Here is a 14,401-nt window from a genome sequence, read left to right as displayed (position 1 = left end):
CGATGATGGCTCTCACTGATCGACTCTAGGCCGCTTCTGTCACCATATGCTCACTAAAATAACGTAGAAGATCTTGGATAACAGAGACTCGCTGTTGCGGTGTCGCCAACTTCTCGCTATGTTGATAACGAATACCAGATGCTCCATTCATGCGGTAGTGCTGTCCATCTGACTGGATCAGTTTGATAATAGCCAAAGCATCAACAGGGGTATCAGGTGCAAACTCCAGCGTCATACTATTACTATTGGCATCAATTTTGTTAATCTTCAGCGGTTCTGCTTGCAAGCGCAGTCCATGAATGGCAAATAGCTGCTTGGTCTGGTCTGGCAATGCACCGAAACGGTCTATCATTTCGGTACGAATATCCGTCAACGCTTCTTTATCATCTGTATTGCTTATACGTTTGTAAAACAATAGGCGCTGATGTACGTCATGTAGATAGTCTTCTGGAATAAGAGCAGAGCTATGCAAGTTAATCTCACTGGTCAGCGATAGTGGCGTATTCAAGTCAGGCTCTTTACCAGCCTTGATCGCCTTAGTTGCACGCTCCAGCATATCCATATATAAGCTAAAGCCAATCGCCTGCATATTACCGCTTTGCTGCTTACCCAGTATCTCACCTGCCCCGCGAATCTCTAGATCTTCACTCGCCAGCATAAAACCTGCGCCGAGTGTATTGGCGCGTTCAATTGCATGTAGACGACGCTTGGCATCGCCTTTGAGACCTTTGAGAGAAGGCACCAATAGGTAACAATATGCCTGATGATGACTGCGACCTACGCGGCCTCGTAGCTGATGCAGTTGCGCCAGACCAAACTTATCCGCACGCTCAATGATAATAGTATTGGCATTTGGTACGTCGATACCTGTCTCAATAATAGTAGAGCACACCAACACGTTGAATTTTTTATGATAAAACTGCTGCATGATTTGCTCAAGCTGGCGTTCTTGCATCTGCCCATGGGCGACCCCTACTCGCGCTTCAGGTACCAGATCACGAATAGTTTCTGCCATACGCTCAATACTAGCCACATCATTGTGGAGCAGATAAACCTGCCCACCACGTAACAGCTCGCGCAAGATAGCTTCTTTCATCAAGGCATCTGTCTTTTGCATGACAAAGGTTTTAATAGCCAACCGGCGTGCAGGCGGTGTGGCAATGATTGACATATCACGCATGCCTGAGAGCGCCATATTAAGCGTTCTAGGGATGGGCGTCGCGGTCATAGACATACTGTCTACATCTGTCTGAATCGCCTTGATACGCTCTTTATGACGCACCCCAAAACGGTGCTCCTCATCGACAATCATTAGCCCAAGATTGGCAAACTTCACGTCAGGCTGCAATAGTTTATGAGTACCGATCACAATATCGACTTTGCCATCAGCCAAGTCCGTCAAGACCATGTCTTGATGTTTTTTGCCGCCAAAGCGTGACAGGCTCTCAATACGCACTGGCCAATCAGCAAATCGATCGCGGAAATTGTCTTCGTGCTGTCCTGCGAGCAATGTGGTGGGCACTAATACAGCAACTTGATAGCCAGCACTGACGGCAATAAAGGCCGCTCGCATCGCTACTTCTGTTTTACCAAAGCCAACATCACCGCAGATGAGGCGATCCATTGGCTGGTTTTGTCTCATGTCTTCCATAACCGCATGAATGGCATTGGCTTGGTCAGCGGTCTCTTCAAACGCAAACTGACTGGCAAACAGCTCGTATTGCGACGGATCTATTTTAAAATGAATACCAACTTTGGCCTCACGACGCGCTTGCATATTGAGCAGCTCTGCGGCGACATCGTGAATTTGCTCCAAGGCCTTTTGCTTGGCTCTATCCCATTTGCCACTGCCGATCTTATGTAATGGCGCTAACGCTGGATCGCCGCCACTATAGCGACTGATCATTTGTAGATTGGCGACTGGCACATAGATACTGGCATCATCGTCATATTTTAAATGAATGAACTCTTGCTCACCATCGCCCACATCTAGCGTGATTAGGCCGTTATAACGACCAATACCATGCTCGATATGAACGACTGGGCTGCCATCTGTTATCTCAGTGACGCTCTTAACCAAGAACTCCTCTGATACACCGCTTTGGCGACGACGACGCGTCTGTAAGACTTGACGACCAAACAGCTGCGTTTCACTAATCAACACCAAACGTTCAGGCACGTATACGCCGCGCTCAATCGGTGCCACAGTCAGACCGACATGTGGTAGTCGAGCATTATTCATAGCGCTCGTCTTATCTGCTGCTAAAAATGCTTCAAAGCTATCATATGCTTTGATATCGATTTTTCCCTTAAACAGCTCAATAAGAATCTCACGGCGACCAGCAGTCTCTGCCACAACTAATACTGGCGTTGCTGTTTGTTGTTGAACGTGTAAAAAGTCGAGCAATTCAGTTAATGGCTCAGATTTCTGATGATTGACTGCCAGCTCTGGCGGTTCTTCGGCGCTTAATGTCACCAAGCCTTGCTGCTTAGTAGGCGTTAATGGCAGTTGCGGCTGAGATGGGTCGTTACCTTCTAGCGCTGCTACGTCATTTGTCGTAGCCAGCTCATCGCGTGCGCTTAATATCACTCGTGGATATTGATTGAGCTGCTCGTTAAGAGCGTTGGATAATAAGTATAAGAGCGCAGGTTCGACGATAGGCTTGTCAATATCATGGCGACGCTCTTCATAGCGGCGCTGGATTTGTGACCAATAGTCCGCCTGCTTTTCGTGGATCAGCTCATCCGTGATAAACAACGCATCGCTTGGCAAATAAGAAAACAATGTACTTTCTTCTTGCCAATCTTTTAAGTCAAAAAATAGTGGCTGATAATACTCCAGTCCGCTACTCGCGATACCTGCCATTACATCTTTATGCAACTCAGACTTGCGGCTACTGGCATTAGGGAACATCGCCGCAAAATTCGTGCGAAATGTCTCTCGCCCTTCATCCAGCGGAAACTCCTTTGCTGGTAATATTTGGAACTGTTCGATAGGTTTAGAGATATCTGGCAATTTGTGCAGCAGCGACAGTGACTCTTTGCCCATGCTGGTATCATTGCCTGTCAACATCGCTTTGAGGTCATCAGCGGTCAACGTGCGCTGGGTTTGCGGATGAAAAAAACGAATTGTCTCAATTTCATCGTCAAATAAGTCTAAACGCAGCGGAAAAGGCTGACCCATAGCAAAGATATCGATAATGCTGCCACGTACAGCGAACTCACCAGGCTCAAAGACATTATCAACCGCTCTATAACCCGCCTTTGCCAAAAGCCCACGTTGCGTATTGATATCAAAACGATCACCAACGCTCAAATCAAAATGCTGTCCGATCAACCAACTGGGCGGTGCGACGCGTTGCATCAATGTCTGTATTGAGATGAGTAGCACGCCTGATCTCGGCATATCCGTCAATAGGTTGATGCGTTCACTAACGATGTCTTGGTGCGGAGACAGCTCATCATATGTCAGTGTCTCCCAGTCAGGGAATACGTAAGCATCGACGCCGCAAAATGCCAGCTCAGTTTCTATCTGATTGAGCTGATTTTGGTCGCGTGCCACCACGACCTTTAGGCGCTTGGCAACATTCCACATAGGCGTTTGAAACAAGCTTGCCAGCCATAAGCTACTGACCGCACCATGGACAGGCGCAAGCCAACGCCGCTCGGCATTTTGTATAGGGAACAACTGCTGGTTAATGGGATCAAACGCGTCAGTCAAAGCAGTGATAGGCATAAAGAATAGGATCACAGTTAAGGAGTCAGAAAGCTATTATACGAATATTTGAGCAATTACCAAAACTTATGCCGTAACGGTTTGTCACGTAAAAGCTCACTCATTCATGATCGAGAATTGATAACGGTTATTAAGCTTTAACTATCATTACATAAAAAACCCCAACTGATAGGCTGAGGTTCTCATTCACACTGGTTAAACCAAGTTCAAATTAACGGTTTATCACTAGCGATAATGCCATTGTTGTCAGCATAGACAAACATTCCCGAGTTCAATGTCAAATCACCAAAGCGGATTTCGATATCCGTTTGACCTTCATCACGGCGAGTTGATTTGCGCGGGATGCAACCAAGTGCCATCACACCAAGATCCATCGCTGCCATGTCATCAACATCTCGGACACAGCCATATACGATAACACCCGCCCAGCCATTGTCGATGGCCGACTGTGCAATCATATCGCCGAGCAAAGCACAGCGCATAGAGCCGCCACCATCGACGACCAACACCTTACCATCGCCAGCTTTGTCTTTGCCATCACTATTCAATAGTGATTTGACGCGGCTATTGTCTTCAAAGCACTTCACCGTCACGATTTCACCGCAGAATTTATCTTTTGCACCAAAACGACGAAATGCCTTACCTTCAATATTTGGTAGACATACTTGCGACTCAGGATTGGCGTCCAGTAAATCACATGTGACAAAGTTCTTTTTATTCATCTCCATCGTTTTTACTCCTTATTATGAGTGATTAAGCTGCTTGATCTTGTAATACATGGTCATACTTGGCTGTAGTCTTGACTCAAAAATAATACTTTATTTTTTCACGCGAGTCATTGCAAGCATCTTCTTATTTTCAATGATCTCTGTATGTTCAATCTGGGGTTCTGTACGGTATTTACGACGATGATAAATGTCATGAGCACTCATCGCCATTGCACTAGCGACGCGCTTAGCCGAGATAGGATGTAATGAGAGTGACTCTGAGACTAAAGGCGAGATAAGCTTAAAAGCTTTTTGACCAATGCTCTCGAGTGGACGCCCTTTATGCTTGCCTAGTAATAACGACGGTCGAAATATCACCAGTTGTCCAAACCCTAATGCCGTAATAGATTGCTCCGTCTCTGCCTTGACTCGATTGTACAAAAAGCGGCTGTCAATATCGGCATTCATGGATGAAAGTAGAAAAAAGTTTTCTACCCCTTTATCACGGCATAGCTTAGCAAAGTTAACATTGTAATCATGGTCTATCTTTCGAAAAGCCTCATCACTGCCCGCTTGCTTTTTGGTGGTGCCAAGACAACTAAAGGCATCTGTCGTTCGATCCGCACCAACGCTCGCAAACACTTCAGAGAGATTATCAAAGTCATTGAGCTGATAAAAACGCATGCTGGCATTGATATAACGTGGCGGGCGCCGAGCGATCACAATCAATGTATCATAGAGCTCACTCAGCTGTTTTACCAAATGCTGCCCTACCAATCCTGTTGCGCCAATCACAATTGCTTTTCGCTGCATACCCTATCCACTTATATAACGTTAGAGGTTCTATATTGATGAAAAGTAACCTATATCAAAGCCTACCATTAGGATATCATACCTAAATTCATGAATAACTGACGCTATTATGTATGATATATTGTAAGAGATTTTAACCGCTGTCTATGTCTTTTGGTATTTGACAGGGCATTAGATGCCCTATTGAGTCCACTTCTATAAGTTTACGTTACTTCTTTGGGTATTGATAATCAAATATATTGTCCTTAGTGCAATAATTTGCTAAAATAACCGGCTTTACACGTCAACGCTGTTTAATTATTCCAAACAGTTCTGGCGCTTGCGATGATCTATTTGTATTAGATACTTTAATATTAGACATCGACATCATGTTTGACGAGACGGCTGCTCGTCACCGATGATTGTTAAACCCATTATTGCAATCAACATTCATATTTTTATCTGTCTTTATCAAGGAGATACGCGTGGCTAATACTGCACAAGCTCGTAAACGCGCCCGTCAAAACACCAAACGTCGTCAGAACTCTGCGTCACAACGCTCTATGGTTCGTACTTACTTAAAACGTGTTGATGCGGCTATCGAAGCTAAAGATTATGACGCGGCTACCGAAGCTTACAACAGAGCGGTACCAGTTATTGATCGTATGGCTGACAAAGGTATTATTCATAAGAATAAAGCTGCTCGTCGTAAGAGCCGCCTAAACAAAACAATCAAAGGCCTACAAGCTTAAGATTTGTCTTGTCTAGACCGCATGACGCTTTTATAGCGTCATGACTAAAACCTTGCTACTGGTTCTCATACTGGGGCAAGGTTTTTTTATGCCTACTCGATATATATCTAGTGGATCGTCATTACCATTTTTTGATGAAATCTTATGTCCATTGCACCCCTGGTGGTAATAGCAGTTTACTTGGGTGATACCCTGCTGCACGATACCCATTCAACAATGAACTAATCGGACGTGTATATACTTGACCACGCCAGATAAAATGCGCATTTGCCTGATCAAAAGGTTTATCATCAAACCACAAGAACACCCCTTCCATCATTTTTGGCCAATCATTCCAATCGATCTCTTCCACATCGAACATCACGGCTAAGAATGCAGACAACAAAGTATCATGACTGACAGCCAGCATCAGATGCCCATGCTGTGGCTGGTTTTGATAAAAGAGCGAGAGAATATCAAGGCCACCTTGATAAGCATTTTTGGTGCCTTCAAGATTGCCTTGCAAAAAGCGATTGATAAAATTGAGTACACCAATCTCTTTAAATATTGGGTTCGCTATTTCAGGTTCAGTAACGAGGCTACCAGGCTCAACCAGCAGTGACTGATGCGTAATATCACGCTTTAGACCTGCTCCTTCCTGCATGAGCTGCGCCGTATCGATACAGCGTTTAATGGGGCTTGAGATGCTATCAACATCGAGTGAGTATGGGAGGTGACCTGCTAACCAACGACCCCAAGACTTAGCTAGTACGCGGCCTTTAGGCGTCAGCGGCAACTGATAGCTGGCAAAACCATTGCCGTCAGAACGCTCACGCAAAGAGTGTCTGGTAAATAAAATCAGCCGCTCATTTTCAGGTAATAGTCTGACCGAAGAAATCATACTATCTGGCAGATGTGAAGGCGCAGGCGCACTTGGTGTGTGACTCGCAAGCTTGTCAGCAGAGACTTTTGATAAGGTGCTATTAAGATATTTACTCATAGTAGCAAGCGTAGCAGATTTTTTGATAGGAATGAACAACTGACAAGTCTAGTTGCACTATATCTTGTAAATATCTTGTCATACAAGGAGTGAGCTTGTTTTTAAGAGAACTAAGCGAAGATAAGTAACATGGCTTATCTACATAGATCCTCAACTAACCGATATCAATAACTTTATCCCACGCAAATGCTAACGCCGTACTGCTAATCTCATTAGGATAAGCCCTAGGATTGACAATCACTCGCGTATTACCTATTCGATAATCGAATGCTTCATGGGTATGACCATGCACCCACAAAGTCGGTGCCCAGTCCTCATGCATCCACCCAGATAAATCACTAACAAAGGCAGCATTGCTTGGTAAATTAGCATATTTTTCAGACACCGATAATGCACTGACACTATGATGACTCATGACGACCGTTTTTTTGCCCAGTGCTTTGGCAGTGATTAGTGCTTGCTGCAACCACTGACGATGCTCTGAGTGAATTTGCATGGAAACTTCAGGTGAGAACATCTCTTTACCTGCATATATCTGCTTATAATCACGCATAAAATGCCTAGCAGCAGCCATAGTATCTTCATTGGCATGATATTGATAATCCGTCCACAGTGTGCAACCTAAGATTCGTATATCACCAATATCAATATACTGGCACTGTAAGACACAAACCCCTTTGTTAGAGGCAGCATCATAATTGTCCCAAGTCGCCAACTTTTGGTCAAAACTTAGCACATCTTCGTCAAAATATTCGTGATTACCTGAGATTGTGATCAGAGGAACTTGTAAGCGTGCTGCCTGCTCTTGTAACCACGGCATCCCTCTATCGCTGTTGGCAGTGTCTCCCGCTACTAACACGATATCTGCGTCAGTTTTAGGAATATGCCCAATAGGGCGTGACTGGCGTGCATAACTATCAATATGTAAGTCACTTAGTATTTGTAATTTCATATAATTCAATATCGTCCAATAGTATCATTATCAGCCAATCGGTAACGTTAGCGTATTTTAATAGGCCAGCACTCCTTTTAATAGGCTGCATAATTGGTTGCAGATCAGCCTACTTATAAAACCTCTCAGGTAGTGTAACAGCTTTTTTCTGTCTGAAAAAAGTAAAAAAAGACAGCGATTTAGGCTGTCTTTTTTATTGTATTGCTATTAAAACTTAAATGCTTTGTAATATTCTATTTAGCTTCTCGGCAGGGTTTTTGGCTTGAGTGATTGAGCGTCCAATCACCAAATAATCAGAACCATCTAACAATGCTTGACTTGGCGTACAGATACGCTTTTGATCATCAGCATTGTCGTCTGCTAGTCGAATGCCTGGTGTGACCAATTTAAAATCTTGACCGCATAACGCTTTAAGCGTTTTCGCTTCTTGAGCAGAGCATACTACCCCATCTAACCCAGCTTGCTTGGTCAATTGTGCCAATCGGCTCACCTGTACGTCTAAGCTATCAGTGATACCCGTTTGCATCAATGCGTCACTGTCCATAGAGGTCAATACAGTCACCGCGATGAGTAATGTATCAAGGTTATTATCTATTAAACGCTGTTTTGCCAAAGACATAGCCTCTAGACCTGCACTAGCATGAACATTGACCATCCATACACCAAGCTCGGCAGCAACTAGTACCGCTTGAGCAGTAGTGTTAGGAATATCGTGAAACTTCAGGTCTAAGAATACCTCAAAGTTACGCTGATGCAGTGCCTTTACAATATCGGGACCACAGCGTGTAAATAGCTCTTTACCTACTTTGAGCCGGCATAACGCTGGATCCAATTGATCAGCTAATGCCAACGATGCTTGCAGAGTCATATTGTCTAAAGCAACAATGACGGGAGAGTTAATCATATTATTCATGGTTTTGCCGCATATCAGAATTATTCGAGCACTGTATTTTCAAAATCAACAACCATTTCTATGGCCGAGCAATTTAATCTCGCTTGCGCTTAGACAACGTACCACCTTCATTTAGATGTGTGTCTGTATTGTCTTGTATATCAATCGATCTGGCACCATAGACAGCCTCATCTACGGTTGGCGCATTGGCCTGACGGTCAATCACCACATTGGCTTGATTCAATTGCTCTTGTAGATTTGCATTTGCCTTTTGCAAACGTGAGATTTCCCACTTATTCTGTAGTACGCGGAATATAAGCAATGATAATAGAATACCAATAATGATGCCGAGTATTAAACATAGAATGAGCAGTAGTCCCAAATTCATTGTAGGCGCTTGCGAAAACAGTAAATTGACCCCGACCTCGGTATTATTTGCCAATACCAGACCAAGCGAGTAAGCAAAGCTCAAAAACAGCAATACGAATAATAAAAAGCGCATGAGACAGTTACCTCAGGTTGGAATGATAGTTTTTGGTCAGTCAATCATTAATGAATATTAGCTGTGTGCTACTTTATCATTGACTGCTTCACGTAATGCTTTACCTGGCTTAAAGTGTGGAATCGCTTTAGCAGGAACTGGTACGCTCTCCCCCGTTTTAGGATTGCGTCCGACACGAGCGCGGCGATGATGTAGACAAAAACTGCCAAACCCACGAACCTCGACTCGGCCATCATTGGCTAAAGTATGGGTCATCAAATTTAATATTTCGCGAACGGCATCATCAACGATGGTATCTGCCATGTTGTCACAATTCGCACTCAAATTACTGATAAATTCGGATTTGTTAATCGCTTGCTGCATTATTACGCTTGCCTTGTTGATTGATGGATAAACTGATAATAAGTCAAAACAGTATTATCAACAGAAACACTAATAGCTCATATCAGAATAGTCTATTTGCACGAGTCATATCGCAACTCTAAATACACTGTCGCTCACATCTCGTTACTCAATGTTGCAAATGATAGCGGATATTGAGGAAAATAGGAATAAGAGTTTCCTTATTTAGCTAAAAACCTTACCTATTAATACAAATATCAAAACTTAATCATAAAAAAAGCGACCGAAGTCGCTTTTTTTATATTACTTTTATATCAATAACTTACAACTTACTGCATTTGCTCTTTGATCAAATCACCAATCGTTTTTGGCTGTGCATCAGAACCTGCAGCGGCAGTTGTGTTCGTGCTACCAAGATCTTTAATCGCTTGACGCTCTTCAGCTTCGTCTTTCGCTTTGATAGACAAGTTGATGTTGCGTGTTTTACGATCAACGCTGATGATTTTTGCTTCAACGTCATCACCAACAGACAGATGCTTAGTTGCATCTTCAACGCGGTCACGTTGAATTTCAGAAGCGCGTAGATAAGCTTCAACTTCGTCAGCAAGCTCAATAGTAGCGCCTTTAGCGTCTACTTCTTTCACTTTACCATTAACGATAGCACCGCGGTCATTAGCGACTAGGTATTCGTTAAATGGATCAGAGCTCAACTGCTTAATGCCTAGGCTGATACGGTTAGCTTCTGCATCTACAGACAATACCATTGCTTCAACGGTGTCGCCTTTGTTGTAATTACGGATAGCATCTTCGCCAGTTTCGTTCCAAGAGATATCAGATAAATGAACCAGACCATCGATACCACCGTCTAGACCAATAAAGATACCAAAATCAGTGATTGATTTGATCGTACCAGTGATTTTATCACCGCGCTCATGTTTCTTATCAAACTCATCCCATGGGTTAGCTAGAGTCTGTTTGATACCTAGGCTAATACGACGACGTTCTTCATCGATATCAAGGATCATTACTTCAACTTCATCGCCCACTTGAACTACTTTAGATGGGTGGATGTTTTTGTTGGTGTGATCCATTTCTGATACGTGTACTAGACCTTCGATACCTTCAGAAATCTCAGCGAAACAACCATAATCAGTCAAGTTGGTTACGCGAGCTTTAACAACACTACCCACTGGGTAAGTACCGCTAACGTTGTCCCAAGGATCAGTACCAAGTTGTTTTAGACCTAGGCTTACGCGATTGCGTTCACGGTCAAACTTCAATACTTTAACTTTTAGGTCTTGACCAACTTCAACAACTTCAGATGGATGCTTGATACGGCGCCATGCCATGTCAGTGATGTGCAATAGACCATCGATACCACCTAGATCAACGAACGCGCCGTAATCAGTAAGGTTCTTAACGATACCTTCGATCTCGATGCCTTCTTCAAGCTTGTTCAATAGCTCTTCGCGCTCAGCTGAGTTTTCAGCTTCCATAACTGCACGGCGACTAACGACAACGTTATTACGCTTTTGATCAAGTTTGATGACTTTGAATTCTAGCTCTTTGCCTTCAAGATGCGTTGTATCACGGATAGGACGTACATCTACCAATGAACCTGGTAAGAACGCGCGTACTGAACCGATATCTACAGTGAAACCGCCTTTAACTTTGCTTGAGATGATACCTTTTACGATCTCATCATTGTCAGCGATTTTTTCAAGGAAGTTCCAAGTTTCAACACGCTTAGCTTTTTCACGTGACAGCAAGGTTTGACCCATGCCGTTATCAACCGCTTCAACTACGACATCAACACTATCGCCAACTTCAACTTCAAGTTCGCCTTCTTCGCTTAAAAACTCTTCACGAGCGACGATACCTTCAGATTTTAGACCAGTATCTACTGTGATCCAATCGCTATCGATGGCCACAACAGTACCGTTAATCACCGAGCCACGCTCGATATCTAGGCCTGTTTCTTCGATGCTCGCTTCAAATAGTTCAGCAAATGATTCCATTATGTCTACCTTTGTATAGCCGTATCCTGTCCAGCACAGTACGGATCAAATTTATGATTGCATAAAACGAGAATACTGGTTTTATATCTTATGCAATCATATATAAAAACGTTTGTTGTTAATAAGCGCATATTTAAACTTACTAACAACAACTGTCTTACTTTATTCTACCAAACAAAATTTTATCAACCTAGCCTAATAAATAATTAATCGTTAAAAAACACTAACTTCCAACTGTACAATTCTACATTAAAAACAGGGACTATAGGAAATTTTTTAGTACTTAATATGTTGTTTTTATTAACTATTAAAAAACAGCCCTTTATCTTGACAATGTCTTTTTACTTGCTCGTAAACCGCATCAGCATCGAGCATTGAGCTATCAAGTAACAAAGCATCTGCTGCAGGTTTCGATGGTGCGGTGCTACGGTTCTCATCACGATCATCACGTTCTTTAATCGTCGCCAAAATCGAGTCAAAATCTGCTGCTTGCCCAGCGTTAACTAGCTGGGTCACGCGGCGCTCAGCACGCGCTTCCGCGCTCGCCGTCAAATATACTTTCACATCGGCATCTGGGAATACAACGGTTCCCATGTCACGACCATCAGCGACAAGCCCTGAGCGTGTCGCCATATCTTGTTGCAACGTAAGCAGCGCTTGACGGACTGTTGGAAACACCGCGATTTGTGAAGCATAGCCACCTACGGTCTCGTTACGTACCTGATCACCTACCGCTTGTCCATTCACAATGATGTCTACACGTCCAGAATCATTATTTGGTAAAAACGCTATCTCCAAACTTTTCGTGAGCGCTAGCACTGCCGACTCATCGATTAGATGGCTGGCATCTGCTGTGATCAATCCAGCTTCGAATGCTTTGAGTCCTACGATTCTATATAGCGCCCCAGAGTCTAATAGCTGATAGCCCAACACTTGAGCTAAACGCCATGTGACCGTACCTTTACCAGCGCCACTAGGCCCATCGATACAGATAACCGGATAGCGTGCTGAATGGTTTACACTATCGTTTTTATTGAGTAGATCGTTATCAGATACGGAGACGGTCATAATACTTACTCAATAATAGTTGTTACCCTATAGCTGTCATGCAATAGCAATGAAGCAATATTTACTGGTATATCAAATGTTTGATAGCAGGCTAAAAAATTCGCTAACAAATAGGGCGATATTATAGCAAAAAATCATCGCTACCACTAGCGCCCAAACTGATATCTTATTTATTAATCATTTTGGATTAAACGCTGTTTTTATTCTGTTTCGCTAATCGCCTACGCTCACGAAAAAACGTCTTTAGCAATTGACTACTATGCTCACTGCACAATCCTCTATGAACTTGGATATTATGATTATAAAAAGGCTGCATTGATAAGTCCATCTGGCTGCCTACCATGCCAGCACGTGGCTCACTCGCCGCATATACTAGCCTATCAACACGTGCATGAATGAGCGCGCCAATACACATCGTACAAGGCTCTAGTGTCACGTACAAAGTTGTCTGTAGTGGCAGACGATAATTTTGTAGACGCTGACAGGCCTCTCTTAACGCAACTATCTCAGCATGTGCCGTCGCATCATGGCAGCCAATCGGTTGATTGAACCCTTGACCAATGATCTGCTGATCGTGCACCAATATAGCGCCTACCGGCACTTCACCCAGTTTAGCGCCTTGGCTTGCTAGTCTAAGAGCCTTCTGCATCCATTTACCATCTTGCAGTGTCCAAAACATAAGGGATGCAAATGATATACCCTCAAGTTCGCTCAGCGCTAAAAAATAAGATGCTAAACCTGTATTCATAGTATTTAGCATTTATTGCGGTAGCTGCCAGTCAATGGGCGTTTGACCATACTGCACCAAGTAGTCATTGGTTTTAGAAAATGGCTTTGTCCCAAAAAATCCACCGCGGTTCGCAGCCAACGGCGAAGGATGCACGGCGGTCAAAATAAGATGTTTGTCGGTATCGATATACTTACCTTTTTTTTGTGCTTTACTGCCCCACAAAATAAATACGGTATGTTCTGTCTGCTCGTTGACCGCGTCAATGACTGCATCGGTAAACTGCTCCCAGCCTTTATTTTGATGACTGTTTGGCTCGCCTTCTCGCACAGTTAGTGAGCTGTTTAGTAGCAAAACACCTTGCTGCGCCCAGTAAGTTAGGTCACCATGTTTTGAAGGTGCGATACCGATGTCATCTGCCATCTCCTTAAGCAAGTTGTTTAATGATGGCGGCTTAGGAATCGCTTTAGGAACAGAGAATGACAATCCCATGGCCTGCCCTGGCCCATGATAAGGGTCCTGACCTAAAATCACCACTTTAACTTGCGATAAAGGCGTGAGATTAAGCGCATTAAACATCAACGGCGCGGGCGGATAAATGCTATCCCCTGACTGATAGGCTTCTTTTAAAAATGCACGCAGGTTGTCCATATTTTCGGATGTTAACTCATCTGCTAATGCCGCCTTCCAGTCCTCTGGCAGACGGACATTGTCTAAAATGGCTTGTTTTTGCTCTGGTGTTTTGGTTGTCTGCTCGTCAAACAGCTCCATGGTATATCCTTTTATATTTATTATGAAATGAATGCTTAGTGATTGGCTTATTTTAAAGACTAATAGTAACAAAAAACCGTATGAGCTTTGTTGATGAATTATAGCAACAAAAAAACGGCTACCGTAATGTTACGATAGCCGTTACTCTTATATTCAAACTAAA

At 43.4% G+C, this 14,401-nt stretch carries 13 protein-coding genes; 1 reads left to right on the top strand and 12 read right to left on the bottom strand.

What is annotated here, in order from left to right; translation table 11 throughout:
- Positions 1 to 25: 25 nt before the first annotated feature.
- The 3 genes from mfd to HL061_RS12755 form a co-directional block, all read right to left on the bottom strand.
- Positions 26 to 3,736, bottom strand: coding sequence for a transcription-repair coupling factor (mfd, locus tag HL061_RS12765; protein ID WP_093068907.1), 3,711 nt, complete (start codon positions 3,734 to 3,736; stop codon positions 26 to 28).
- A 206-nt stretch (positions 3,737 to 3,942) separates the two neighbouring features.
- Positions 3,943 to 4,458: a ribonuclease E activity regulator RraA gene (gene rraA, locus HL061_RS12760; protein ID WP_093068995.1), complete on the bottom strand. Its 516-nt coding sequence runs from the start codon at positions 4,456 to 4,458 to the stop codon at positions 3,943 to 3,945.
- Between the two features lie 96 nt (positions 4,459 to 4,554).
- The gene (locus HL061_RS12755) at positions 4,555 to 5,256 is read right to left on the bottom strand and encodes an NAD-dependent epimerase/dehydratase family protein (protein ID WP_223333583.1); all 702 of its coding nucleotides are present in this window, start codon (positions 5,254 to 5,256) and stop codon (positions 4,555 to 4,557) included.
- A 464-nt stretch (positions 5,257 to 5,720) separates the two neighbouring features.
- Between HL061_RS12755 and rpsT the strand changes: the two genes are divergently transcribed.
- On the top strand, positions 5,721 to 5,987 hold the full coding sequence (gene rpsT / locus HL061_RS12750) for a 30S ribosomal protein S20 (protein WP_071003512.1): 267 nt from the start codon (positions 5,721 to 5,723) through the stop codon (positions 5,985 to 5,987).
- Between the two features lie 142 nt (positions 5,988 to 6,129).
- Here rpsT and HL061_RS12745 read toward each other — a convergent pair whose 3' ends face one another.
- The 9 genes from HL061_RS12745 to HL061_RS12705 all read right to left on the bottom strand — a co-directional run bounded on the left by HL061_RS12745 (position 6,130) and on the right by HL061_RS12705 (position 14,238).
- Positions 6,130 to 6,966: a histidine phosphatase family protein gene (locus tag HL061_RS12745; protein WP_212563706.1), complete on the bottom strand. Its 837-nt coding sequence runs from the start codon at positions 6,964 to 6,966 to the stop codon at positions 6,130 to 6,132.
- A gap of 154 nt (positions 6,967 to 7,120) precedes the next feature.
- Positions 7,121 to 7,918: a metallophosphoesterase gene (locus HL061_RS12740; RefSeq protein WP_071003510.1), complete on the bottom strand. Its 798-nt coding sequence runs from the start codon at positions 7,916 to 7,918 to the stop codon at positions 7,121 to 7,123.
- 214 nt (positions 7,919 to 8,132) lie between these two features.
- Complete coding sequence (gene pyrF, locus HL061_RS12735; RefSeq protein ID WP_093068898.1) at positions 8,133 to 8,831, bottom strand: orotidine-5'-phosphate decarboxylase; 699 nt, start codon at positions 8,829 to 8,831, stop codon at positions 8,133 to 8,135.
- 73 nt (positions 8,832 to 8,904) lie between these two features.
- Positions 8,905 to 9,312, bottom strand: coding sequence for a lipopolysaccharide assembly protein LapA domain-containing protein (locus HL061_RS12730; RefSeq protein ID WP_093068896.1), 408 nt, complete (start codon positions 9,310 to 9,312; stop codon positions 8,905 to 8,907).
- 57 nt (positions 9,313 to 9,369) lie between these two features.
- Entirely contained in the window at positions 9,370 to 9,675 is a 306-nt protein-coding gene (locus HL061_RS12725; RefSeq protein ID WP_058024195.1) for an integration host factor subunit beta, read from the bottom strand.
- A gap of 308 nt (positions 9,676 to 9,983) precedes the next feature.
- Positions 9,984 to 11,672: a 30S ribosomal protein S1 gene (gene rpsA / locus HL061_RS12720; RefSeq protein WP_071003507.1), complete on the bottom strand. Its 1,689-nt coding sequence runs from the start codon at positions 11,670 to 11,672 to the stop codon at positions 9,984 to 9,986.
- A 300-nt stretch (positions 11,673 to 11,972) separates the two neighbouring features.
- The gene (gene cmk, locus HL061_RS12715; protein WP_093068892.1) at positions 11,973 to 12,740 is read right to left on the bottom strand and encodes a (d)CMP kinase; all 768 of its coding nucleotides are present in this window, start codon (positions 12,738 to 12,740) and stop codon (positions 11,973 to 11,975) included.
- Positions 12,741 to 12,927: 187 nt separating this feature from the next.
- Positions 12,928 to 13,488 (bottom strand): tRNA adenosine(34) deaminase TadA, encoded by a 561-nt coding sequence (gene tadA / locus HL061_RS12710; protein ID WP_093068889.1) that lies wholly within the window; start codon positions 13,486 to 13,488, stop codon positions 12,928 to 12,930.
- A 12-nt stretch (positions 13,489 to 13,500) separates the two neighbouring features.
- Complete coding sequence (locus HL061_RS12705; protein WP_093068887.1) at positions 13,501 to 14,238, bottom strand: uracil-DNA glycosylase; 738 nt, start codon at positions 14,236 to 14,238, stop codon at positions 13,501 to 13,503.
- Positions 14,239 to 14,401 lie beyond the last annotated feature (163 nt).

The sequence above is a fragment of the Psychrobacter sp. PSP genome, from assembly GCF_024085615.1.
In the GTDB taxonomy this organism is placed as follows: Bacteria; Pseudomonadota; Gammaproteobacteria; order Pseudomonadales; family Moraxellaceae; genus Psychrobacter; species Psychrobacter pacificensis.
The sequence above is the reverse complement of the archived record's forward strand: the minus strand, read 5'-3'. Positions and strand labels throughout refer to the sequence as shown.